At 41.0% G+C, this 23,928-nt stretch carries 23 protein-coding genes and 4 pseudogenes; 14 read left to right on the forward strand and 13 right to left on the reverse strand.

What is annotated here, in order from left to right:
- Positions 1 to 230 precede the first annotated feature (230 nt).
- Positions 231 to 563, reverse strand: a pseudogene (locus F8R90_RS23280) (histidine kinase); the annotation flags it as partial.
- Between the two features lie 553 nt (positions 564 to 1,116).
- Here F8R90_RS23280 and F8R90_RS23285 point away from each other — a divergent pair.
- The 5 genes from F8R90_RS23285 (at position 1,117) to F8R90_RS23305 (ending at position 8,046) form a co-directional block, all read left to right on the forward strand.
- Positions 1,117 to 2,310, forward strand: a complete 1,194-nt coding sequence (locus F8R90_RS23285) for a DegT/DnrJ/EryC1/StrS family aminotransferase (protein WP_196512651.1) — start codon at positions 1,117 to 1,119, stop codon at positions 2,308 to 2,310.
- Between the two features lie 111 nt (positions 2,311 to 2,421).
- Complete coding sequence (crtB, locus tag F8R90_RS23290; protein WP_196512679.1) at positions 2,422 to 3,318, forward strand: cyanoexosortase B; 897 nt, start codon at positions 2,422 to 2,424, stop codon at positions 3,316 to 3,318.
- A gap of 166 nt (positions 3,319 to 3,484) precedes the next feature.
- Entirely contained in the window at positions 3,485 to 4,207 is a 723-nt protein-coding gene (locus tag F8R90_RS23295; protein WP_196512652.1) for a cyanoexosortase B system-associated protein, read from the forward strand.
- 212 nt (positions 4,208 to 4,419) lie between these two features.
- Positions 4,420 to 5,778 (forward strand): polysaccharide biosynthesis/export family protein, encoded by a 1,359-nt coding sequence (locus F8R90_RS23300; protein WP_190893804.1) that lies wholly within the window; start codon positions 4,420 to 4,422, stop codon positions 5,776 to 5,778.
- A gap of 93 nt (positions 5,779 to 5,871) precedes the next feature.
- The gene (locus F8R90_RS23305) at positions 5,872 to 8,046 is read left to right on the forward strand and encodes a GumC family protein (RefSeq protein WP_196512653.1); all 2,175 of its coding nucleotides are present in this window, start codon (positions 5,872 to 5,874) and stop codon (positions 8,044 to 8,046) included.
- Positions 8,047 to 8,214: 168 nt separating this feature from the next.
- Here the strand turns inward: F8R90_RS23305 and F8R90_RS23310 are convergent, their stop codons facing one another.
- The 3 genes from F8R90_RS23310 to F8R90_RS23320 form a co-directional block, all read right to left on the reverse strand.
- Entirely contained in the window at positions 8,215 to 8,886 is a 672-nt protein-coding gene (locus tag F8R90_RS23310; protein WP_196512680.1) for a rhomboid family intramembrane serine protease, read from the reverse strand.
- Between the two features lie 126 nt (positions 8,887 to 9,012).
- Complete coding sequence (locus F8R90_RS23315; RefSeq protein WP_196512654.1) at positions 9,013 to 9,732, reverse strand: rhomboid family intramembrane serine protease; 720 nt, start codon at positions 9,730 to 9,732, stop codon at positions 9,013 to 9,015.
- Positions 9,733 to 9,861: 129 nt separating this feature from the next.
- Positions 9,862 to 10,338 (reverse strand): MEKHLA domain-containing protein, encoded by a 477-nt coding sequence (locus F8R90_RS23320; protein WP_196512655.1) that lies wholly within the window; start codon positions 10,336 to 10,338, stop codon positions 9,862 to 9,864.
- A 121-nt stretch (positions 10,339 to 10,459) separates the two neighbouring features.
- Here F8R90_RS23320 and F8R90_RS23325 point away from each other — a divergent pair, with 121 nt between their 5' ends.
- On the forward strand, positions 10,460 to 11,080 hold the full coding sequence (locus F8R90_RS23325) for a tetratricopeptide repeat protein (protein ID WP_196512656.1): 621 nt from the start codon (positions 10,460 to 10,462) through the stop codon (positions 11,078 to 11,080).
- A 20-nt stretch (positions 11,081 to 11,100) separates the two neighbouring features.
- Here the strand turns inward: F8R90_RS23325 and F8R90_RS33080 are convergent, their stop codons facing one another.
- Positions 11,101 to 11,274, reverse strand: a complete 174-nt coding sequence (locus F8R90_RS33080; RefSeq protein ID WP_230966707.1) for a hypothetical protein — start codon at positions 11,272 to 11,274, stop codon at positions 11,101 to 11,103.
- 240 nt (positions 11,275 to 11,514) lie between these two features.
- Here F8R90_RS33080 and F8R90_RS23330 point away from each other — a divergent pair, with 240 nt between their 5' ends.
- On the forward strand, positions 11,515 to 12,162 hold the full coding sequence (locus F8R90_RS23330; RefSeq protein ID WP_196512657.1) for a class I SAM-dependent methyltransferase: 648 nt from the start codon (positions 11,515 to 11,517) through the stop codon (positions 12,160 to 12,162).
- Positions 12,163 to 12,350: 188 nt separating this feature from the next.
- Here the strand turns inward: F8R90_RS23330 and F8R90_RS23335 are convergent, their stop codons facing one another.
- Complete coding sequence (locus F8R90_RS23335) at positions 12,351 to 13,148, reverse strand: dienelactone hydrolase family protein (protein WP_196512658.1); 798 nt, start codon at positions 13,146 to 13,148, stop codon at positions 12,351 to 12,353.
- 287 nt (positions 13,149 to 13,435) lie between these two features.
- On the opposite strand from F8R90_RS23335, the gene F8R90_RS23340 reads away from it, so the two are divergent.
- Together F8R90_RS23340 and F8R90_RS23345 are read left to right on the forward strand one after the other, a co-directional pair.
- Positions 13,436 to 13,975 carry a DUF2267 domain-containing protein gene (locus tag F8R90_RS23340; RefSeq protein ID WP_190893812.1) on the forward strand — a complete coding sequence of 180 codons (540 nt, stop codon included), beginning with the start codon at positions 13,436 to 13,438 and terminating at the stop codon, positions 13,973 to 13,975.
- A 550-nt stretch (positions 13,976 to 14,525) separates the two neighbouring features.
- Complete coding sequence (locus F8R90_RS23345) at positions 14,526 to 14,771, forward strand: hypothetical protein (RefSeq protein WP_196512659.1); 246 nt, start codon at positions 14,526 to 14,528, stop codon at positions 14,769 to 14,771.
- Positions 14,772 to 15,075: 304 nt separating this feature from the next.
- Here F8R90_RS23345 and F8R90_RS33920 read toward each other — a convergent pair.
- From F8R90_RS33920 to F8R90_RS33925, 3 genes and pseudogenes are all read right to left on the reverse strand, one after another.
- Positions 15,076 to 15,201, reverse strand: a pseudogene (locus F8R90_RS33920) (hypothetical protein); the annotation flags it as partial.
- A gap of 13 nt (positions 15,202 to 15,214) precedes the next feature.
- The gene (locus F8R90_RS23355; RefSeq protein WP_196512661.1) at positions 15,215 to 16,234 is read right to left on the reverse strand and encodes an AAA domain-containing protein; all 1,020 of its coding nucleotides are present in this window, start codon (positions 16,232 to 16,234) and stop codon (positions 15,215 to 15,217) included.
- A 21-nt stretch (positions 16,235 to 16,255) separates the two neighbouring features.
- Positions 16,256 to 16,309: pseudogene (locus F8R90_RS33925) on the reverse strand (hypothetical protein); the annotation flags it as partial.
- Here F8R90_RS33925 and F8R90_RS23360 point away from each other — a divergent pair.
- Positions 16,286 to 16,543: an ATP-binding protein gene (locus F8R90_RS23360; RefSeq protein WP_269141789.1), complete on the forward strand. Its 258-nt coding sequence runs from the start codon at positions 16,286 to 16,288 to the stop codon at positions 16,541 to 16,543. The pseudogene F8R90_RS33925 and the gene F8R90_RS23360 overlap by 24 nt on opposite strands.
- A 52-nt stretch (positions 16,544 to 16,595) precedes the next feature.
- Here the strand turns inward: F8R90_RS23360 and F8R90_RS23365 are convergent, their stop codons facing one another.
- Entirely contained in the window at positions 16,596 to 17,543 is a 948-nt protein-coding gene (locus tag F8R90_RS23365; RefSeq protein ID WP_196512662.1) for a hypothetical protein, read from the reverse strand.
- Positions 17,544 to 18,238: 695 nt separating this feature from the next.
- Between F8R90_RS23365 and F8R90_RS23370 the strand changes: the two are divergent.
- Together F8R90_RS23370 and F8R90_RS23375 are read left to right on the forward strand one after the other, a co-directional pair.
- Positions 18,239 to 18,334: pseudogene (locus F8R90_RS23370) on the forward strand (IS5/IS1182 family transposase); the annotation flags it as partial.
- A gap of 328 nt (positions 18,335 to 18,662) precedes the next feature.
- Positions 18,663 to 19,496 carry a hypothetical protein gene (locus F8R90_RS23375; RefSeq protein WP_196512663.1) on the forward strand — a complete coding sequence of 278 codons (834 nt, stop codon included), beginning with the start codon at positions 18,663 to 18,665 and terminating at the stop codon, positions 19,494 to 19,496.
- Positions 19,497 to 19,593: 97 nt separating this feature from the next.
- Here the strand turns inward: F8R90_RS23375 and F8R90_RS23380 are convergent, their stop codons facing one another.
- The 3 genes from F8R90_RS23380 to uvrB all read right to left on the reverse strand — a co-directional run bounded on the left by F8R90_RS23380 (position 19,594) and on the right by uvrB (position 22,652).
- On the reverse strand, positions 19,594 to 19,899 hold the full coding sequence (locus F8R90_RS23380) for a hypothetical protein (protein ID WP_196512664.1): 306 nt from the start codon (positions 19,897 to 19,899) through the stop codon (positions 19,594 to 19,596).
- 45 nt (positions 19,900 to 19,944) lie between these two features.
- The gene (locus F8R90_RS23385) at positions 19,945 to 20,523 is read right to left on the reverse strand and encodes a hypothetical protein (RefSeq protein ID WP_196512665.1); all 579 of its coding nucleotides are present in this window, start codon (positions 20,521 to 20,523) and stop codon (positions 19,945 to 19,947) included.
- A gap of 131 nt (positions 20,524 to 20,654) precedes the next feature.
- Positions 20,655 to 22,652, reverse strand: a complete 1,998-nt coding sequence (uvrB, locus tag F8R90_RS23390; RefSeq protein ID WP_196512666.1) for an excinuclease ABC subunit UvrB — start codon at positions 22,650 to 22,652, stop codon at positions 20,655 to 20,657.
- A 253-nt stretch (positions 22,653 to 22,905) separates the two neighbouring features.
- Here uvrB and F8R90_RS23395 point away from each other — a divergent pair, with 253 nt between their 5' ends.
- Entirely contained in the window at positions 22,906 to 23,370 is a 465-nt protein-coding gene (locus F8R90_RS23395) for a hypothetical protein (RefSeq protein ID WP_196512667.1), read from the forward strand.
- A 345-nt stretch (positions 23,371 to 23,715) separates the two neighbouring features.
- Entirely contained in the window at positions 23,716 to 23,898 is a 183-nt protein-coding gene (locus tag F8R90_RS23400) for a CsbD family protein (protein WP_196512668.1), read from the forward strand.
- Positions 23,899 to 23,928: the final 30 nt, after the last annotated feature.

The following is a 23,928-nucleotide window of genomic DNA, read 5'->3' on the forward strand; positions in this document are numbered from 1 at the left end:
GATTGGTACTCCAGCCCAACCACCCAAATCTCGCGGAAAGTCTCCAGGCTGGAAGACGGATCAACCACGTAAACGTAGAATTCGCTACCCCATAGTTAAAAAAACTACAACCAAGCCCCGCAAAGAGCAATCAGAATCTGCTTAGTAGTGTAGATTTTCATCTCTGAAGTCTGTTTCTTTTCAACTCAGCGTTGCTGAGTCTTTTCTTGTTGCCTAGTCTAAACTCCAGTAATTACAAATATTTGAAAACTCTCTACTACCTGAGTGCAAAAGGATTCCCGGCGTGCTAGTTGGCGGCTTTGTGCCAAATGATTCATGAGTCCCAACCTAGATAAGCCCACCGCCGATTTGAACCAATGGCGTTCTTGATCCAAAAATCCCAATATGGATATTGGTGCTTCCAAAAAGTGGGCAGCAGTCTGTGTGGCTTCTTCAAAAACCGGAATCGTTTCTGGTTGCCGCAAACCTAAATCTGACAAAGCTTTGAGGCGTTGTTGTTCTCTTGTTTCATGAGAATCCCAACCATCCTTTAGGGCAAATAATTTGTTTTCAGGCTCTACCATTGCCACTGCTACCTTAATAATTTCTCGATACTGTAATTGATATAAGTCCTATTTCTAGGTTATCAATTGCTATTTTTAAGCATTCCCTAATTTTGCCTCTGACAAACAAGTTGAGGGCAAAAATTTTCTACCGCTTCCATTAAGTCGGTAATGCGGCCTTTACCAGTTACTAGTTACTGGTGCTGAATGTTCTCTGTTTAGAACTGTTTTAGTCTCTATTGCTTGAGATTTTGCAATCAGACTGCGTTAGATTTGGATTTAGTCAGGGTAACCTAAGGCTAAGGATACAATACCAAAGGTCTGTCATTGTTTATGTACAGAAGGGAAAAATCTTATTGCAATATTCAGCGTAATTTTACTTACAATAATTATATTTATGTAATTTTTATAGCCATTCTTACTCATGACAGCTAGTAGCGATGACTGACAATCCTAGATAGTTAATAAAACTCTTCATCCGATAGATTGAACCTATTACAATTTCACACAGAAAATTGTGCAGGCTTTTCTATATTTTTCATCGGAGTAAATATCTTTTTGAGGACAAGTGGTAATGAATAAAATGACTATTAGAGTTCCTTTTGTAGACCTGAAGTTACAACACGAACCAATTCAAACGCAATTGCAAGAAGCAATCCAATCTGTATTGGAACAGGGAGATTTTATTTTAGGGCAAGCAGTCTCAGATTTTGAAGCAGCATTTGCGGCAGCGTCTGGGGCAGCTTATGGAGTTGGTGTTGCATCAGGAACAGATGCGATCGCTCTGGGATTGCAAGCGTGTAATATTGGTGCTGGCGATGAAGTGATTTTACCAGCAAACACTTTTGTAGCAACCTTAATTGGGGTACTACGCGCGGGTGCCAAGCCAATTCTGGTAGATTGCGATCGCCAAACAGCTTTAATTGACTTAGAGGCGGCAGCAAAAGCAATTACGCCTCATACTAAAGCAATTATCCCTGTACATCTCTATGGTCAGATGGTATCACCACGCCAGTTATTGAACTTTGCCGATACCTACAAACTACTAATTTTTGAAGATGCAGCCCAAGCACACCTCGCCGAAAGAGACGGATATTATGCTGGTTCAGTAGGCATAGGAGCAGCTTTTAGTTTCTATCCCAGCAAAAATTTGGGAGCATTTGGGGATGGGGGAATGCTGCTGACACAAGATTCAGATGTAGCCCAAAAGATGGTGCGCTTGCGAAATTATGGCGCATCGCAAAAGTATTTTCATACTGAACCAGGTACAAATAGCCGCTTGGATACTTTACAAGCAGCAGTTTTGCACGAGAAACTACCATATTTGCCACAGTGGAATCGCGATCGCCTGACTATTGCCCAGCAGTATGATAACGAACTAGCACCCTTGGCAACTGCTGGCATTATCCCTATGGAAAACCAAAGTGGTACAGGACACGTTTATCATCTCTATGTCATCAGAGTAGATGACTCTTGCCCAATAGAACGCCAGCAACTCCAGGAAAAACTCACAGCAGTAGGAATTCAAACTGGCATTCACTACCCAATTCCCTGTCATCTCCAGCCGGCATTCACCAATTTAGGCTATCAGCCTGGAGATTTTCCCCAAGCAGAAAAACTGTCACAGCAAATATTATCATTACCGATGTATCCTGGTTTGAGCAGTAGCCAAGTCAAAGAAGTTGTAGCAGCGATCGCCAATGCAGCCTCAACAATTTCTGAGGCAGATAAACCCTCCCCTACTGAACTTGGAAGCGTGGTAGCCTAAAGTTAATTCATACCTAATGTGCATCTAAGCAATTAGTCATTTGTGCTTTGTCTAAAACTAATGACCAATGACTAATGACCAATGACCAAAGTTTTTGAAATACTGAAAATCATGGCACTCCGGCAACAGGTTAAAAACAGAAACGCCTCAGGCTTATTAAATCTAGCTATTTTAGGTGTTTTGCTGCTGCTTTATGCTCCTATATTGCTACACTGGCTGGATGGTTGGCTGCACAAAAATATCAGTACAGAACACGAATATTTCAGCCACGGAATTATTGGTTTACCATTTGCTGCTTATCTGGCCTGGATAAACCGGAAACAGTGGACACGTTTACCAGATACCATGCATCCTTTGAGCACTGTTTTCTTGTTATTAGGGGCAGTTTTTTATCTTAGCGGTGTTACAGAGTGGGTTAACCTTTCCTTGCCCGTTATGCTAGCAGGATTATGCTTGTGGTTTAAGGGAATAGCAGGTTTGCGATCGCAAGGATTCCCCCTGCTACTAATATTTCTGGCAACCCCAACGGCAGTCCCCTATCTCATTGCTCCCTATACCTTGCCTCTCCAAAGCTTCATCGCTGGCACAGCAGGCTTTATACTGAATCAATTTGGTATGGACGTAACCGTAGATGAGATAAATCTCTACGTAGGAGGACGGATTGTGGAAGTTGCTCCCTATTGTGCAGGGCTGAAAATGTTGTTTACTACTCTCTACGTCGGCTTGATGCTGCTTTATTGGACAGACGCTTTGTCTTCACGCCGTACAACTATATCGTTTTTATCTCTTGCTGCGATCGTTAGTACTACTGCCAATATCATTCGTAATACTTTACTGACTTTCTTTCACGGCACAGGTCAAGAAGCGGCTTTTAAATGGCTGCATGATGGTTGGGGTGGTGACCTCTACTCTGCTTGTATGCTGGTGTCATTAGTGCCCTTACTGAATTGGATTAATAGCTATTTTTCAGCATCTCTAGAAACTCAGCAAGAAGGGGAAAGTCATTAGTCATTAGTCATTTGTCATTTGTCAAGAGAACTTGGGGACAAGGGGAAAGACTTGTTTCAAGTTCTCACCCCTTGTCCCCTTGTCTCTTCTCTACTCATAAATATTACTGAACTCATGGTGTGATTTTATGAAGTAAAATTTTGCCTAAGTATTATAAATTTTACTGATGATTTCCATCTCCAAGTTTTTCAAGGAAAACCAACTGAGTCAGGTAGCAGCACTTTTGTTATTGCTACTATTGTTGGCAATAGGAGGGGTTCCCGGATACCTGACAGGGCGCTGGCAATGGAAACAGCCGCCACCTGTTACTACCCTCAACGAGTTAAGGCAGATCCGCAAGACTGGGTTAGCCCTTCCTGGTTGGCAAACTATTGAACAAGCAGAACAGCAAATTGGCGAACATAAATGGTCTTTGCAGGTAATTAAAAAAGAAGCTTCCCAATTCCAGGCAATCCTGCTTTTGCTGCCACAAAATGGCCCTATGGATCAACCAGAGGTGGAGTGGACAGACGTTAACGGCTGGGGAAGATCACGCTGGGGAAAGTGGGATGTAGCTCAATCTCGTTCTGCTGAATTTACTGTGAAACCGTCTGCAAAGTTGGCTTCAAATGTCGAGACGAAAGTAGAAGCTAGGTTTTTTCGCGCCTCCACACCACAGCAAACTTTCGCTGTCTTACAATGGTACGCTATGCCAGACGGCGGAAATCCATCACCTTTCCACTGGTTTTTGGCAGATCAATTGGCCCAGTGGCGTAAGCAACGCACTCCTTGGGTGGGCGTGAGTATTCTGATTCCAATGGAACCTTTGGGACAGGTAGAAACATCTTGGTCTTTAGCCGAGTCTATCGGCGAAACAGTACAAGCTGTATTGATGGCAGGCCCTTTGTAGAGCCTGTTACAAATGCATTTATGCAAAGATTATTCAGAAGTACCTCTACAATTGCGTTCAGGTTACAAATATGAACTTATAAATTAAAATTGGCAAAAGTTTTCTACTTTTTGTTGGTAAAATACTTGCAGATAAAAAAGACATTTAGGAAATTTTTAGAGTAAGATTACCACTCGGCGCGACTACTTTTTATATTCAGTTTTCCTGCACCGATGTTCATAGATCCTAATTCTTATATGCGTGGATTCAGCGCCCTGTGTTTTGTCAGTCTTCAAGTCGGAGTTTTTTTAACAACACCTATCCAGCTTGTTGTTGCCCAGCCTTTTCCACCTCAAGGACAATCACCAGGGCAACCCCCTTCGCCTGTGCCAGGTACTGAGGTTGTGCCTCCAGGTGCAAATGACGAAATTTCCCCCCAACTCAGCCGCTACCTTTTGGGGCCAGGAGATGTAATTGGTGTTGTGCTTCAGCGTCCTCCTGGCCCATACCGCTTAGGAATAGGAGATGGAATTAGCGTTTCGGTTCAGCGCTTTCCAGATTTGAGCTTTCAAGCTTTAATCAACCCCGAAGGTAATATTGTGGTGCCGCTACTAGGAACAGTTTCTTTACAAGGTTTAACTTTGGAAGAAGCTCAAGAAAAAATTCGCTTGGGTTTAAATCGTTATGTAGTTGATCCAGTAATAGTTTTAGGTCTAGCATCGCAGCGCCAAGACTTAAGTTTTCAAGCTGTAATTAGTCCAGAAGGCAACATCGTAGTACCGCAAGTGGGAACGGTTTCATTACAAGGTTTAACTTTGGAAGAAGCTCAAGAAAAAATTCGCTTGGGTTTAAGTCGAATTTTACCAGATCCAATCGTAGTAGTATCCTTGGCGGGGACGCGACCAGTTCAAGTTACCATTAGTGGAGAAATATTTAGACCAGGAATTTATCCGATTAATTCAACAACACCCCGTGTTGCTGATGCCTTGCTAGTATCTGGTGGTTCAACGTTAAATGCAGACCTGCGACAAGTGCAAGTACGCCGGAAATTAATCGATGGTTCTGTGATTTCACAAACTATTGACTTATATGCAGCACTGCAAAATGGCGGTTCAATTCCTAATTTACGCTTACAAGACGGAGATGCGATACTCATCCCCCGTCGTGAAGTTGGTAATGATGATGGTTATGATCGCAATTTGGTAGCACGTTCATCCTTGGCCACACCACAGATTAGAGTCCGGGTTTTAAACTACGCTGCGGGAGGTATTGCCATTCAAGCACTGCCTAACGGCAGTACATTTGTAGATGCTTTGGGAGGAGTAAATCTCGACACTGCTAACCTGCGAGATATCGCTCTGGTTCGCTTTGATCCTGAACAAGGTAAAGCTGTTACCCAGAAACTTGATGCTAAAAAAGCTCTAGGAGGCGATGCATCTCAAAATGTGGCGCTTCAAGATAATGATGTTATTGTTGTTGGTCGGAACCTCATCGGTAGAATTACTAATTTCTTGACTACCATTACCCAACCCTTCTTCAATGTCCAGTCCTTTCTCCGATTTTTTGACAACTTCGGTAGTGGTTCAAATTAGTGACTCTTACCTCTTGTCCGAGATGGAAGAGATAATGGTGACCAATAGCAAATAAAAATTGACAACTGATTACTGATTCTATATCCCCCTACCATGACCCCACCAATTGTTAAGCGCTATCTTATTGCTTTTGAAAAATACAAGTGGATTGGACTAGCTAGTTTTGGTTTAGTTGTAGCGGGGTCAATGGTGGTGGCTATGCAGCCAGAGCCAGCTACTAACTACATAGCATCTGCCGCACTTACCTATTCTGGCCCACCAGTTTCTTTCTCTGCAACTGGTACTCAAATCCAACAACAAGGAAAGGAACTGAATGAGGAAGTTTTATTATCAAACCAGATAATTGCGACAGTGGCAGAGAAAGTAAACATCAAACCAAAACAGTTAGCTACAAGTGTTGTCCTTTCTCTACCTAAAAAAAATGCCAGGACTGGAGAATTAGAATCGAGTATCTTTGAACTGAAATATGTAGATAGTGACCGCCAACGAGCCATAGAGGTCTTGGGGGAATTGATGCAATCAATGATTAAGTTGAGCAGTGAGATCAATACTGGGCGATTACAAGCAATTATTGAAAAGATTAACGAGCGCTTACCACAAGCTAAACAGGAATTGCAAGTTGCTGAAAAGAAGCTGGAACAGTACGATCGCATAGAACGAACAGCAATATTGGCAGCGGAGAATGGCAGCTTGCTAAATGCCATTACTACCAGCCAAAATCTACAACGGCAAATTCAATTAACTATTTCTGGGGTTGATGGTCAAGTTAACAGTTTAGAAAATAAGTTAGGCTTAACAGTCGGACAGGCTTATATTTCTTCTGCTTTGAGTGCAGATCCAATTATTGGTAATTTGCGATCGCAAATTTATCAAAGTGAGTCGCAAATCGCCGTACTCAGAAAAGATTTACGACCGGAACACCCAACGATGGTTCAATTGTTGCGTCAGAAACAAGCTGCTGAGGAATTGCTGCAACAACGCGCTACAGAGGTATTAGGTGGTGATGGAACAGCTGCTCCGCTTCGGGGTAGTATTGCAGGTATTCGCGCCCAAAGTAGCTTAGATCCAGCCCGCCAGCAGTTGGCAAACCAAATGGTGTCTTTGCAAACCCAACGGGAGACGCTGCAACAACAACTAATTCAAGAGATCCAACAAGAAGCGCGACTACGGCGAGAGTATTCTCTGATACCCAATAAGCAATTAGAGCGATCGCGTTTAGAACAAGAGGTTGCACTCAAAAAAGCCATATATGACCAAATGCAGGCGAAGCTAACCGATTCTAAAACCGCAGAGGCCGAAACTACCAGCAGTCTCAGCATTGCCAGACGCCCCACAGCGGCTGCTGACATCAAACCCCCCAAGAGTGTGCCTATTACCCTTGCTGTGGGTGGGTTTTTAGGTGTGTTGATTGGTGGCGGGGTAATATTCTTGTTGGGATCACTGGAAGGTACTTTCAAAACCAGGGAGGATATCCGCGAGAGCCTCAAGCAACGGGAAGTGGCACTGTTGGGAGAATTGCCTTTAATGCCAGTTGATGATTTGGATCAAGAAGCCGTGCCGGTAGTACTCTCTGCGGATTCTCCTTATTTAGAATATTATGAGAAGTTCCGCAGTAATCTGCGCCGGGTTGGTGGTAAAGCCTTAAAGGTGGTGTTGATTACTAGCACCAGTAGCCTAGAGGGTAAAACGGCAAGTGCATATAACTTGGGTATAGCTTCAGCCCGTGCTGGTAAAAGAACCTTGATAATCGAAACAGATTTGCGATCGCCTTCGCGTTGTACATCCTTGAATGTAATTCCTGACCCCGACGCCACTATTGAACCCCTGCGTTATTACGCTAATTTAAGTGAATGTATTCGTTTAGTCCCTGATGTGGAAAATTTATACATTCTTCCGAGTCCTGGCCCTGTGCGGCAATCAGCTGCGATTCTTGAATCTAGCGAAATGCGGCGGCTGATTGAGGATGTCCGCGAACGTTTCGATTTAGTTATTTTAGATACTAGTCCCCTCAGCATATCTAATGACCCTTTGTTAATCCAACCCTACAGCGATGGCATCGTACTAGTGGCGCGACCCCACTATACACAAGAGAACATGCTAGGTGAAGCTATTGATCAATTGGTTGAATCGGAACTGGGGTTATTGGGAGCAATTATCAACGGTGCTGATATCATTGTTTCTCTACCTGAAGAAGTCGTACAATCATCAACCTTTACATCTGAAGTACAAGAATCAGAAGAAGTTTCAGCGGCTGCGGGTAAAAACTAATAGTTTCCTAAATAGTGGATTGCCAAGATAGCATCTCCTCATTTTGAATTGCTTAGTACAGCTTTGGGTAAAACCGTGGTGAATCGAGGGTGGAAATTTCAACGCAGAGGATACGCAGAGGATTGATAGGTAGCAATTATTCTGCTATAAATTTCGGAAATTATATACTTAGTCCTGCCTAAACAACCCAAATAGGGGAGCGAGAATCACCCCAAAGACAAAACCACCGATGTGCGCCCAATAGGCAACTCCACCAGTTTGTACGCTCATGTTAGCCGCTGTTTGCAGCGTAGCAAGACCGGAGATTACATTCTGCACAAAGAAAAGTCCAATTATTACTAGCGCTGGCACTCTAATTGTGGTGACGAAAATCCCCAAAAATACTAGGGTCATGACTCTAGCTTGGGGAAAGCGGATAATGTAGGCACCCAAAACCCCAGAAATTGCACCACTTGCTCCCAAGGAAGGAATCTCAGAATTTATGCCAATAAACCATTGGCATAAAGCAGCTAAAGCACCACATGCCAAATAAAAAATCAGATATTTGGCATGACCTAATCGGTCTTCGATATTGTTGCCAAAAACCCAGAGAAACAACATATTCGAGATTAAGTGCCACCAACCACCGTGTAAGAATTGTGACGTAAATAACGTTATCCACTCTGCGCTCCAATTGGTGGTTAACTCTTGAGGTATTACTGCATACTGACTTAAAAACTGACTCAATTGTGCATTTGACAGGCTCACCTCGTGAAGAAAAACTAAAATATTCATGCCAATTAACCCGTAGGTGAAATACGGGGTGATTCGCGTCGGATTTTCGTCGTAGAGGGGAAACACAGGTGTTTTTCCTAATTTATTCACTAACTGCAATATAGCTTGTAAGGCTAGCAGTTGCGAAGCTTAGGCAATTTCACCTATTTAATCAATCAGCTTGATTGAAAGTTATAATGATGTACTGAAGAATTAATTATACCAAGATTCTTCCTGTGATTTATCGTTAAACAAACCCAACAATGGGCCAAGAATTGCCCCAAAGATAAACCCGCCTGCGTGTGCCCAGTAGGCAATACCACCGCTTTCCATGCCGATGTTGGTACGTGTTTCGAGACTAGCAAGTCCGTAGAAGGCTTGTTCGAGAAACCAGAATCCCAAAAAGAAATATGCCGGGACACGGAAAGTCGGGAAGAAAATGCCTAAGGGCACTATGCCGAGAACTTCGGCATTGGGAAAGCGCAGAATGTACGCTCCTAGAATACCTGCGATCGCACCACTTGCACCCAAAGAAGGAATGCTAGAATCTTGAGCGAAGAACCACTGGGTTAAGGATGCCAAAACTCCACAAGATAAATAGAACAGCAAATATTTGGCATGGCCCAACTTATCTTCAACGTTGTTACCAAAAATCCAGAGAAACAACATATTGCCGCCTAAATGCAATAAACCACCGTGCAAAAATTGCGAGGTAATCAAAGTTGCCCACTCTGGCACTGGTTGATTTACAGAGATACCACCAAAGCTTAAGGTAAGTTCTCGTGGTACTACAGCCGCAAGGTGTAAAAATCCATTTAATGCTTGTGGCGGAAGACTTGCTTCATAAAGGAAAGCAAGGACATTGGCAGCAATCAGTCCATAAGTTACATAAGGCGTGATTACTGTGGGATTATTATCTCTAATGGGTACCACGGGCGTTTTTTCCTGATTTTAAGACTGTAGTACCACAATACTGAATTTCGTAAGTAGTTTCTTCTACCTCGTGGATGGATCTCGCTTTAACTAAGTAAATAATTAATACTTATATTTATGAGGTAGTGATTATATGATAAACGTACACTTAGAGTACACCGCTGCTTGACCGCACAATTGATTTTGCTCGTCTAGGAGATTCCAGAGGATGCCATCTTGGATCTCAAAGCGTTTACCAGTGCTGGTGATCCGCACACCAGAAAAATAGCTAAAGCCTTTAGTTGCTGCTTCTGCTAAAAGGCGATTGCGTTCTTCCTGTACTACTTCTTCAGCCGATTTGCGGGAAGGCATTTTAGTAAATTCTTCCCAAGAAAGCTGCCATAGTTCTAATGCTTTACGATTACCGTAGTTAAAAATGGGGTCGGACTCGGTGCCGTGAGAAACTAGGGCAAAGGGCGCTTCAAATAATGCCTGTGCTGTTTCAAGTGGTAAATCATTGACATCCAGCAAAGAATTTCCCGTCCAATGCTGAAAACTATTTATTAGGTATTGGCTGTGGAGAATAATTGCTTCTTGCTGCCAAGGAAATTCAATCACGCTGGTCATGGAAAAGTGGAAATATAACGCTAAGAATTTAGTATGACAAAACTTTACTCATTTTAGGGATTGACGAGTTCTCCCCAAGCCTGAAAATATTCTATTTAATGTATATTAGCTAGGCAAACTCATGTTTTTTTCAAATTCTCTGGAAAATCAACTCCAGCAGTGGAACGAAACCATTCGCAATCAGCCAAAAAACCCTAATGCTTACATTCGCCGGGGCATGGTTAACTTTCAACTAGCCAAAATTGATGAATCTATTCAAGATTTTGACATGGCAGAGCAATTGGATGCCCGTATTAAACCTTACCTGTGGCAACGGGGATTATCGTATTATTATGCAGAAAGATATGCTGAAGGCGCTCAACAATTTGAGATAGATTTGACTGTGAATGCTCAAGATGTAGAAGAAACAGTATGGCGATATCTTTGCATAGCTCGTTCGTTAGGTGTTGAAGAGGCACGTAATTCTTTACTAACTGTGAAAAATGACCCTCGACGTATTATGCAGCGCGTATATGATTTGTATGCGGGAAATTGTACAACAGATGATGTTTTAACTGTTGGTCAATCAGAAGGGATAAAGAGAAATTTTTACAGTCATCTTTACTTGGGATTATATTACGAAGCCGAGAATAATCTTGATTTAGCTCAGGATTATATAGTTAAAGCTGCTGATAATTACAAAATTGATGATTATATGTGGTATCTAGCATCGGTACATAAGAAGTTACGAGGATGGTCTTGATTTGCTCAATAGTAAATAAATTAATTGAATTTCTTTCCAATGTGTCCTGTTATCTTTTCTTCTCCTATTTCCTGTACTCTGGGGAACTCTAAAACCTCTATAAGACCAACGGATAAACAATCAATAAAGTGATTTGTATCTCTACCAAGATAAAAACTATGAACAAAAATAACAGCTTCTCGTTGGGATGCCATGTGCTATGCAACTCATAGTAACAAAAGACTCTATTCTATGATGATGACCGCCTGTTGTCGTTCAGTACGCTACTGAGCTTATTTTTACTAACTATTGCTCAATTTCTGCGTTAGCAACTTTCAATACTTTATCTATTGTTAAGTTATCTCGCTGGTAGTATGATATACAAGGCTTTGGTGCTCATACACCACATATTTGAACAGATACTTAGAAAAGTAGTCCTATTTCTTAAGAAACCTATGCAGATAAATCAGGTGATTGAAGCTTACAATCAGGGAGCAGTGGATTATGACGCAATTATGAAGCGTTACTGGCACATCGAGCGCGAACCGCTCATTGCTTCCTTACAGCTTAAGCCAGGACAAACCGTGCTCGATGCTGCGGTAGGAACAGGTCTTAATCTTTCAGCTTACCCTGAAGGTGTCCATGTCCTCGGTGTTGATCTTTCTCAAAAGATGCTGGATGAAGCACGTAAAAAGCGCGTATCCGCAGACATCACCTTTAAGATATCAGATATGTGCAATCTTGATTCTCCTGATAATAGCTTTGATGCCGCAGCGTCGGGATTTACCCTTTGTGTCGTTGATGATCCAGTTCGTGCTCTTGAGGAGATCCTACGAGTTACCAAGCCTGGTGCATTTATTGCCATTCTCGATTACTGCAAATCGCAAGATCCAGAGATTCAGAAATGGCAAGAATTAATATCTGATGCTACTTCACAGCTAGGCTTCCCGACTGGCAAGATCAAGTGGGATGCATTGATGGATTATGACGAATTGATTTACAACAGTAAGCTTCCCATTGAAGTGCTTGTGGACGATCGCACAGAAAGTCCAAACCCATTCTTATGTGGTTGTCAATTACTGCTTAAAAATTCCAAAGCTTAAAAGCAATAATATCGTGCTCATACCATTTCCGTATGAAGACGCATAGAAAGAACCCCACCGCCTGCGACACCTCCCCTTATCAAAGGGAGGTTGGGATGGTTCAAAATAATGTGCAACTTCGCATAAAATTGGTATTACTGCGATCGCATGTTTGAGAGGTGATTATAAAGTAAACCTTAAACTGTGTTTTACAAGTGTTTTTGAAATAGTTCTAGAACATGTTTCCAAGCATCAGGAGCAGCTTCAGAATTGTAACTTGGGTGTTGTTCCATAAATGGGTACTTGTCTTTGAAAAATCCCGCGAAGAATCCATGTCCAGCATCGTATCGAAATACACGATGATTGATGTGATGTTTTTTTAATTCTGCCTCAATTTGCTCGTTTTCTTCCTGGGAAACTAATGTATCTCTTGTACCAAAAAAGGTATAAATAGTACCTTTAATTTCTGAAGTCCGATTAATGGTTGGAGTCTCTTCGCCATAACTAGAAGTGGTAATCCCACCACCATAAAACGAAGCTGTTGCTTTGATATCAGGGAAAGTCGCAGCGATGTAAGCAACATGACCGCCAAAACAAAAACCAATGACACCGATTGCATCATCTTTGACATTGGGTAAAGTTTTTAAGTAGGCGATCGCAGCTTGAATATCACTTAAGATATCTTGATACTTTACTTGTTGATAGTATTCCAACCCCAGCCTATAGCTTTCTGGACTAAACCCAACATCTTCAGGGCTAAAATCAGCCTCAAAACCGGGAGCAATACGTTGATACATGGCTGGAGCTATTGCTACATAACCTTGTTTAGCGATTAGTTCGGTGATATCTCGAATGTTACTGTTGATTCCAAAAATTTCTGGAAAAACTATAACCGCGCCAAAGGTTCCTTTATGTGCTGGTTGAGCTAAGTAAGCATCGATTTCTAAGTCATTGTTAGGTACTTTGACATAGCAAGTGTTAATTTCGATGTGTGTTGTTTCTACCATCTTTGTTTCGGTTGATTTTATACCAATTCATCTATTCTGACTGTTTTTCGACACCAATGGGTGATGTCTACAATGGGCATAAACGCACGAGTATTGCTCTGCTCAGTGAAGGGAAATCGCTTACCCTCAAGCATGACCTTCTTGCTTTGCGACGCAGATTAGATGAATTTCTAACTTTTGAATAGATCGTAGTTCAAACTTCTGGATGATGTTAATGGTTTTTGATTTGTGCGACCTTACATAAAGTAAGCATAAAGACTCAAAATTAATAACCACAAGAAAAAACAATGCCCGATCAAAGTTTTAGAACAAACATTCCAGAAATTGACCCAACAGAAATTGAAGATACTCGAACTGCGATCGCAGACGAACATCGCTCGTTTCTTGAAAAGGTCATGGTTCAAAGCGGATTTGCGGATTTGTATGACGCAAGAGACTTTACCGAAGTTGTATTTCGCGTTATGCGCGACTTAATGACCACAGAAGCTAGCGATCGCGTCGAGGCAGAACTGCATACAGAGGCTGTGCCTACGGATGAGAAAGCACTCCAGTTTGAAGTGGCAGAACTTTGGAAAGACACCAATCCAATTGTGAGATTTTTAAGTAGAATCCGTCAACCTTTAAGAGGCCCGGCTCCCATTGGAATTGATTCCAATCTATTTCTCACGCGGGTTGCGAATGAAGGAGGAGTTCCAGGAACAGTCGAGGCAGAGCAGGCGGTTAAAGCAGTGTTTTCTGCCACCAAAGACGAACTTTCCCAAGAGCGGATTCAGGAAATTGCTGGCTGGCTCCCTGACCGTATCCGTGAGCTTTGGGAGCAAGCTTAATTAGAAATGTGAAAAAGTCAAGTCTGTTTGCGGATAATCACAAACAGGCTTTCTATATTTACTGGGGAGCTAGTGGTTAACCCCTTGGTAAGCATAGTAATCATAAATACTCAAGATTGCCCGCACTTCTCAGTAGCGGACTTTCGCTTTTTGTCTACTTAATGCAATGCCAGATGATGTAATTGCTTTTGTGTAGTATCGGCAATCACCCGTCATTTTTAAATAAAATACTATTTTCACTGAGATGTTCTAAAACTGAATGATAGTGTAGGCGTAGCCTGTTGTAGACATCGCCCCAACTCGACAACATGCTACTACATATTTAGAAATTGTGTGTGAGATGCACAAGAAGTAGACATCGCTCTAAATAGCGAATGCGATCGTCAAATCACAGATTATAATCCTGCATTATCAAGCAGCTTGATTGGAAACTCATCTACAACGAATCCACTTCTGTAATCCTAATATGCATAAACAGGAAGACCTGCGACCGAAGCCATTCGAGATATATTATTGATGTATTGTGTTTTTTCACCCTAGAAGGAGAATTATGGCAAAAATAAAAAACTATACACAGCTAACTTTCAACCAAGTTGAAATGGAAGAACTTTCTGATGCAGAGATGAAATGGGTCAGAGGAGGGACATTATTGCCTCCAGTGTCACAGTCTCAAGTGCCGCAGTTTCAAGTGCCACAGTTCCAAGTGCCGCAGTTCCAAATGCCCCAGTTTCAAGTGCCACAGTTCCAAGTGCCGCAGTTCCAAATGCCCCAGTTTGAAATACCCAAATTTAATTAGTCTCTGCTTCAATTGTCTGCACTTTTATTTCAGCAATTTGTCACGAACTCTCATGGTTAGGGCTTAAATCGTACCTTCAATAGCATCAAAACCCCAACGGTTGATAAACTTCAATAAACTTCTGTCACTTCCGGCGTTCTGTAATTGTTATTGTTTTCAAAGCAATTTCTACCAAGGTAATATAATTGACTAATTTTCGACGGCACTACCCAGAATCCAAATTGGCTACGAGAGCAGCTATAGGCGATCGCAACCAGTTTACGTAGATATATGCAATTTCTGGATCTTTGTTAGCAACGAGATTCTATCTGATTTGTTGTAATTGTTTAATCTTTTCTATCAACAGACGAACTTGAACAGGTTTGTTACGAAACCAGTCTGTTGACCAAATACGGTGAATTTCCCAACCAAGCCTTTCAAGCACCTGTTGTCTGAGGCGATGTCTACGACGGGCTAACGCCTACGCGATCTCTGGCAGGAGGTGAACTATGGTAAGATGCACCATCACACTCAATCCCCAGTAAAAACTCACCAGGGCGATCGCTATTGACTACACCAAGGTCAATCCGGTATCCTGAGCATCCAACTTGGGTGCGGATAGTGTATCCCTGCTGGACTAAGACATGGTAAACATCTTCTTCAAATGGCGAGTCAAAATGGAGAGTATCTGTGTAAGAGTTACCTTGCAGTTTTTTTCCACCACTGGCTGCGAACTCCAGGTAATCGTACAGTAATTTTACACCTTTGCTTTGGGCGCGTGTTGGCCCGATGTCACCAGCCACAATAGAAGAAACGAGTGTAATTTTACTTTTTGCCCGCGTGACAGGGACATTGAGCCGTCGTTCTCCACCTTGCCGATTTAAGGGGCCAAAGTTGAGAGAAAGTTTACCTTGATCATCACGAGCATACCCAACGCTGAGTATGATGGCATCTCGCTCATCACCCTGAACGTTTTCTAGTGCTTTCAAAAAAAACTGAGGTGAGTTATCAGTGCAAAATGTCTCTAGATCAGGATATTCTTTCCCCAAAATTTCAATTTGCTCTCGAATCGCGTCGGCTTGGGCTTCGCTAAAGGCAATAATACCAAGGGATTGTTCGGGAAATCGTTGAAAATGCTCCAACGCCAACTGAGCAACCACTTTAGCCTCGCGTCGATTATCTCTGCGTTTACCGCGATCGTAAACACCATCAGAAACGTGCTTAAACCACACTCCCAAATCTGGATTTTGAACTGGATTTGGAAATGTAACTAATTCGTTGCCGTAAAAATGACAGTTGGAGAAAGCAATCAAACGCTCATCCTGACTGCGATAGTGCCATTTCAACATGTGTGCAAACATAAATTTTGAACATTCATCCAAAACGGTTTCATAGCTTGCATCATCCTCATTATCGATATCTTCTTGGCTGTCTCCGGTTGAAAAAAATGAAGTGGGAGGAAGCTGTTTATTGTCCCCAATCACAATGACTTGATTTGAACGGATAATTGAAGGAACAACATCCTCAGTCCGAAGCTGAGATGCTTCATCAAAGATCAGAACATCAAAATGAACTACATCTGGATTGATATATTGACTCTACTGTTTGAAAAATTCCAGCAACTCGATACACCCTACCACCGCCGCTACGAAGGTACTGGACTCGGTTTAGCTTTAACTAAACAACTTATAGAACTGCATCGGGGTCGCATTGAAGTAGAATCCACTGTGGAAATTGGCTCAATTTTTACCGTATGGATACCAGTCCAGCCGATGAGAGTTCTGAGTCAATAGTCTAAAAGTTTTTACTCCATGCCTAATATTTCATACCCAATTAAAATTGATATTATTCATTCATTACTTGTAATAGTGAAGGTTCTCGTATATCATCTTGCATACCGTAATCAACTGTACCAAACTCTAGTTGTAACATCAGGCGGTCTCGATTGACTGGAGTTATACCTTTATGAAAGCAGAACGTATTTTCTGCAAAACCAAAGCCTGCTTTTCCATAAATAGTTACTAATGATTTTTCTCCATAATAGTTGATAATTTCCTCGTCTGTTTCTGATTTAGCTACTAACAAATATGAAATTTTCTTTTTTTTATGGCTTCCTTGCACGCAGACGTGAGGTCCACTATACACATCAACATCAGTCAAATAAAAGAAAAATTTAAAAAAGCGATAGTCATCTAGGTCATAGTGAAACATTTGAAATGTTCGTTTTTTTTGTTGCTCTGTAGTTTCCCCTGAAAAACTCCACCACAATAAAGTTGATTGATGTACAGGCTTATGCTTTAAATACTGAAATGCTATTGCTAATAACTTTGGGTCATTTTGTAATTTTTTTATAGCAGGACAGAGCGAAGCAGTGTTGAAATAACCAGCTAATTTCAGTTCTTGACTATAATAGCTTTCTGCTAATTCCTTTTGATGATAGTAAAAACCTAAGTTCGTTTTGCGATTACCATAGCAAGGATGAGAATGAGCAAATATAACTATTTCTTGCAGTATTTCTTCAGGAAGATTAATACCTAAATAAAAACCATCTGTTTTCAGACTGTTAACTACTTCATCTACGTCAATATCTGGGAAAATAGTAGAATTTTCATTTATTGAGTACTCGTTTGATGGATTTATAAGTTCAAATAAAAATTCTCTGACAGCTCGTCCTAAACGAAATCTAGCAACTTTTCGCATTAACAACCATTTTGGGTTTTTAGTTAAACCTTTATAGTTTTCGTGAAAAATATCGTACAGCAGTGGAAACCTTAGAGCTAATTGTTTTAACATATAAAACTCCTAAGTTTTGGACGAATATAATTCGCTAATACACAAACCAAGTCCGCTTGCGCGGACTAACGCAAAAACAAGGGTTTGAACCCACGCAGATGGGTTTTGTCTGTGTAGCCGCGACTTCTAGTCGGCAAGGCGAGTAATAAATTAGACTTTTCAAACAATCTCTAAGTAAAACTTTAGTCAAGAGTTCTACTTATCCTCTTGGCTTGATCTGTATTTAAGAAAGACGTTGGCGTTGCTGAATTAGGATATAAAACTCAAAAATAAATTCTTCTCAACTTTTACTATAGGAATCATACTTGAATCTTACTAAGCATACTGAGAAACAAACCTTTGTATGGCAAGCTTCTAGCCAATTTGATTTTTTAGAAATCAAAGATGAGTCCTATATCTGCGACTCTGTGTGATGGACACTTTTCTTAATTCGGGATACCTATCCTCCACGCAAGTGTCTTACTGTGCGTAATACAAATTCATGTTTCCACTCAGCAACGCCGTGATTTCATATTCAAATTTTGCTTTAACTCTTAAAAAAAGAGTTAATTCTTAAAACTTAGAAACCCCCTTTGGGAGCAAATAATTTGTTAATAGCATCATACTTGCTATTATCCGTTTTAAAAATAATCCCTAAGATAGATAAATTCCAGGGCTATTTCATCTTAAAAAGCTGCTTGAGGCTGTTGGGGTGTCGGCGATTGGTCAGAGACTATGAGTTATTGCCGGAAACATCGGAGACGTTTATCTACCTTGCCATGATCCGGATCATGGTGAGGCGATTAGCATAAAATTTGACCCCTCAAAACTTTTCAAACACCCTCTAAGCCCAATCACAGAAACCACTTTCCGTTTCTGCTCTGGCGTGACCTCCAGATAATCTTTAGAAATATTATCAACAAGCTAGCTTGATATAACCATGTTAATTGCTTTATACTGGGTTGTTCACATATTCTATTTTGCACATACCTCAGCAGATACCCTTTGGTATCCTGAGAGTAAACAACCGTACCATCATTGATAACATCTCTGTATTCGATACTTGTGGTATCTACAATGACACTGGCATGGCGAAAGTATTCTAAATTATTTCCTAAAAGTAAGAGTGAGTCCCAAATAATGGTAAATATTAACGCTTCAACCGACTATTCAAAAAGAGTACCTAATCGGCTAATCACTAAACTTGGTAGATTCTCTTGGTTTCGTAGCATCCGCAGTAAAATCAAAAAAATCCCTAAAACCTATAAGGTACAATTCAGCAATATTTTTTTTGAAGATATAAATACAAAACACTGTCTTGAGCAAATTAATAATACTTCTTTATACCAAGGTTTTTATCTCAAGCAAAACCTAGTCGATGAAATATTTAATTTTGCTATTGATAACGAATGTATAGAACCAAATACTTATAAAATATTTCATGCACTCTTATATAATAATTTGCCCAAATCAAATTACATATATCGTGGATTAGTAACTAACACCCACAAATGCCGACCCATAGATGAGGTGAAATTTAACTACAAGGCAATTGAAATTGCTACGAAATTTTTAGGATATGAACCAACTAATATTACCCAACATCTAACTTGGAGTCTTGTCGTACCCGAAAGTGAACATTTCATACAACAAAATTATCCTGCTGCTAGATGGCACTACGATGTTGTCGGTGAAGAATCACTAACTTTTAATTTCTATCTCACTGATGTCAATAATGATCAGGAAGGGCCTCACCAGTTTATTTCTGGGACTCATAAAAATCTACCTTGGCAACTCCTTTTCAAGCCCAGTAGCATCTGTGAAAATACCCTTGATAAATACTTCCCTCAACAACTCAAATCATCGATACTCGGTAAGTCGGGATATGGGTTTATTGAAAATCCCTTATGTTTGCACCGTGTTAAGCCACCTGCGATGAAACCACGATTAATTCTGCAACTTCGTTACTCTTGAAACAGATGTAATTTCAGTAGACCGAAAAGTTTTGCGATCGCTCTGTGATGAATACCTGTCTGAGTGCATTTTTGTTTAAAAGCTGTGCTTTTAAACGTCAGTGATGAATGCTTTGGTTGACCTTGCAACATAACGCTCTTCTGACTTTCCACATCCCGTGAAAAGTCAGGGTAAAACCCTCTCCTGCACCAAGTGACTCTATCATTACCCGATCATTGCTTTCAAATACTCGGTTAATTTCTTCCTCAACAATATCCCATCCATCTCGATCTTTGGCTCCATTGTTCAAATAATCAATCCATATTGGCTCTACAGGAAAAAATTTGATTGCCATCTGAGCATTAACCAAGGTTCCAATGTGAGTTTTACCCGCTCCTTTTGGGCCAACTAAGATGAATAGCATTTTCATTATATTTGTCAAGGAAGTTTGAGCGATGATTTTTGGGCTTCAGTCTGGAAAAGCTAGACCAGTCATGGGGTCACGGATATACAACCCTAATGTGAGACTACGGATCGCTTCATCCCAAACGGGTATTAATTGTTCTGCTTGATCTGCCCAATAATCGAATGTAATCAAGCACTGAACATTTGACCCCAAACCAATGCAAGTCCGTGAAAAAGCTTCCCGTGGTTCTTCCTGAGTGTCAATGAACTTCATCTCTGTCCACACAATCCTGGCAGTTTGGCGCTTGATGGTAAAAATTTCTCCCTTAGCAATGATGTTACGACTGTCGTCTTCCATCACTTTCTTTAAAGTAGATTTTAACGGAAACTGGCTCCAGTCATTGGGTGGCAAACGATTGAAAGATACTTCCAGACAGCAATCATCGTTGGGCGGTTTTTTATCGAGGAACTTAAAGGATTTTTCTTGTGGCTCAAAAACCCAATTCTGGGGAACGTTGAAGCGAACAGCGCCTCTATCTGCTACAAAAATTTTGTAGCCTGATGGAGATTCCCAGCGATGGTCAGGTTTTAGTTCAAGCGTTTCTTTAATCCACTGGAGATTGTTTTTTTTACGCTTTGCCATAGTATTTTTGCAAGTTTGCTCAACAGTGTCCGTGGTAGATATGGCCTACAAAAAATCACTTGGTATTGGATAATACTGAATCTCACTTAGCTGGCTAATGTTGCATGATTTCCGTGAACACAAGATTCAGGTTAACGTCCCAACATTTTATCTCTGAGATGCTTAATGCGATCGCGCAATTTTGCCGCTTCTTCAAATTCCAATTTCTTCGCCGCCTCTTTCATCTGCGCTTCCAACAGAGTAATCAACCCTGGAATCTGTTCTAATGGCAGTTCATCTATATGTTCATCTACAACTTTCAAGTCAGTTGCATTTAACCGCCGAGATACATCTAAAAAAGCCAAAATCGCATTACTTGATTTTTTCACAATTGGTTGTGGTGTAATCCCATGCAGCCGATTATGTGCCGTTTGAATACCACGCCGCCTGTCTGTTTCATCAATGGCTTTAATCATGCTACCTGTCAGGTTATCGGCATACAAAATCGCTTGTCCCTGGACGTGACGCGCGGCTCTACCAATAGTTTGAATTAAGGAACGCTCGGTTCGCAAAAAACCTTCTTTATCTGCATCCATAATTGCTACTAAGGAAACTTCGGGTAAATCCAAGCCTTCCCGCAGCAAATTCACACCAACTAATACATCAAATTTCCCCTCGCGCAAGTTCTGCAAAATTTCAATGCGCTCAATAGAAGTAATTTCGGAATGTAAATACCGTACCCTTATACTGCGGTCTTGCAAATATTCTGTTAAATCTTCCGCCATCCGCTTGGTTAATGTGGTAATTAACACTCGTTCATGGCGATCGGCTCTATCTTTAATTTCTCCTAACAAATCATCAATTTGTCCTTCGGTGGGACGCACGGAAATTTCTGGATCAATCACCCCAGTTGGTCGAATTACTTGTTCAATTACATGATCTTCAGAAATTTCTAATTCCCAATTCCCTGGAGTTGCTGAAACAAAAATACACTGATTCACCTTTTGCCAAAATTCTTCTGCTTTCAAAGGACGGTTATCAGCAGCGCTAGGAAGGCGAAATCCATGTTCAATTAAAACTTTTTTTCTCGCTTGGTCACCGTTATACATGCCGCGAATTTGGGGCACTGTAACGTGAGATTCATCGATAATTAGTAGCCAATCTTTGGGAAAATAATCAATTAAACATTCTGGTGATTCTCCAGCTTGCCTTCCTGCTAAGTGACGGGAATAGTTCTCGACACCGTTGCAGTAACCTACCTCACGCAGCATTTCTAGGTCATAGCGTGTACGTTGATCTATGCGTTGCGCTTCTAATAGTTTCCCAGCTTGTTCTAAAACTAGTTTTTGCTGTTTTAACTCGGCTGCAATATCATTACAAGCTACTTCTAGCCGTTCTTCTGGGGTGACAAAGTGACGTGCGGGGTAGACATTCACGGCTTCCAAACTCTTGAGAATTTCACCTGTCACCGGGTCAATATAGCGAATCGCGTCAATTTCATCACCAAAGAATTCGACACGAATTATTCGGTCTTCGTATGCTGGGCCAATTTCTAAGACATCGCCTCGGACGCGAAACTTTCCCCGACCCATTTCTATGTCGTTGCGGCTATATTGAACATTTGCCAAATCTCGTAAAATTTGGCGTTGATTTACTTCCATACCTATCTGAAGGGGGATGGCAGCTTTGAGGTATTCTGCTGGCATTCCTAAACCGTAGATGCAACTGATGGAAGCAACGACAATGACATCACGGCGTTCAAAAAGCGATCGCGTCGCTGAATGCCGCAACATATCAATTTCATCATTAATCGCTGCGGTTTTTTCAATATAAGTATCGGTAACGGGAATATACGCTTCTGGCTGATAGTAATCGTAGTAGCTGACGAAATACTCGACTGCATTGTTGGGAAAGAAATCTCGTAACTCGTTACAAAGCTGTGCAGCCAGGGTTTTGTTATGCGCCAGAACTAAGGTAGGCTTGCCAATTTTCTCAATAACTGCTGCTACCGAAAATGTCTTGCCAGTTCCAGTAGCTCCTAACAAAGTTTGGTAACGATTACCAGCTTGGATACTAGCGGTTAGTTGTGCGATCGCTTGTGGTTGATCGCCCGTGGGACTAAAGGGAGCTTGAAGACAAAATTCTGTCATACAGTTTTGCTGGAAATACCCGATCTCATGGTGACGATTCCGCCCTGTATCCATTGTAGCTGGGTTATTAGAGCAAATAAATAGTAATAATTCTTTACAAAAATTATTTATTTAAATTTACTTATGTATCAGTTTTAAAGATTCTTATATCTATATGAGGTTGTTTAAGGTTAAACTCTAAAGTATATGGGAAAAAATTTCATCTTTCCTTAATTATTGTAAAATTCAATTAACAAACCAGAGGTTTTCGTTTATGACTATTAGCAACGCTGGCAAAGCAACCAGTTCTCGGCAAAAGTCTGCCAAGTCTCCAGGGGAAACAATAGAGGAAGTTGAAAATCAACAAGACCAGAGCTTGAATGCTGATAAAGTCGATGAAGTTAGTGGACTGCCAGTGGGAGCTTCTGGAACACTCGCTATTTCTGCAATTCGTCCTATAGGGGCTAGCGACTTAGAAGTTGCTGAACACCTCTCAATTGCTGGGGTGCGTCCCGTTAGCACCAGTACATTAGAAGTAGTTGAAACCTATAATTCAATGGGCATTCGTCCAATTGGTGCTAATACATTCCAAGTTGTTGAAAGTATCAATCTCTCTGGGATTCGTCCAATTGGCTCAAGTTTATTGGTAATTGATGAAAGCTATTCAACATTCGGTAATCGTCCAATAGCATCAAATGAGATTGACAATTCAGAAAGCCTAATGGGTTTTCTAGATTAGATAAAAAAATATCCCCATAACTTTATTAACCCAGTTCCTATATGGAACTGGTTTTTTTTAGCTAAAAAAAGTGAAGATTCAATATTTGCACTTTTTCTATGTCTTTTAGCATAGATAACTAAGCTATCTTTACTTTATTTTATATTCAACCAACAGCCAGAACGCTTACTACAATTACCTTTCTGAATTACGAATTACGAATTACGAATTACAAATTCTTGAATATGCCTTGTGGTGGAAGGCTTTAGCAAAAACTTTAAGCTACTGTGTAAGGGTAATAACAAAGGATTTCAAAGTTAGTTTTGTAGCTTTGAAATAAACTTTTCATAAAAGAAGGAGTACCAAATGAGCTTAGAAGAACGGGCTAAAGCAACTGCTAAAAATATCGAAGGTAAAGTCCAAGAAGCAGCATCAGAAGTTACCGGCGATCCAAAAGATAAAGCTGAAGGCAAAGCAAAACAAGCTGAAAGCGAAGTCCGTCACGGTATTGAAGACGTGAAAGATAATGTGAAGAAAAAGATTGACTAATAATTCATAATTTTTTTGCATAAACTTTAG

Origin of the sequence: Nostoc sp. NZL (assembly GCF_015714705.1) — a bacterium.
GTDB lineage: Bacteria > Cyanobacteriota > Cyanobacteriia > Cyanobacteriales > Nostocaceae > Nostoc > Nostoc foliaceum_A.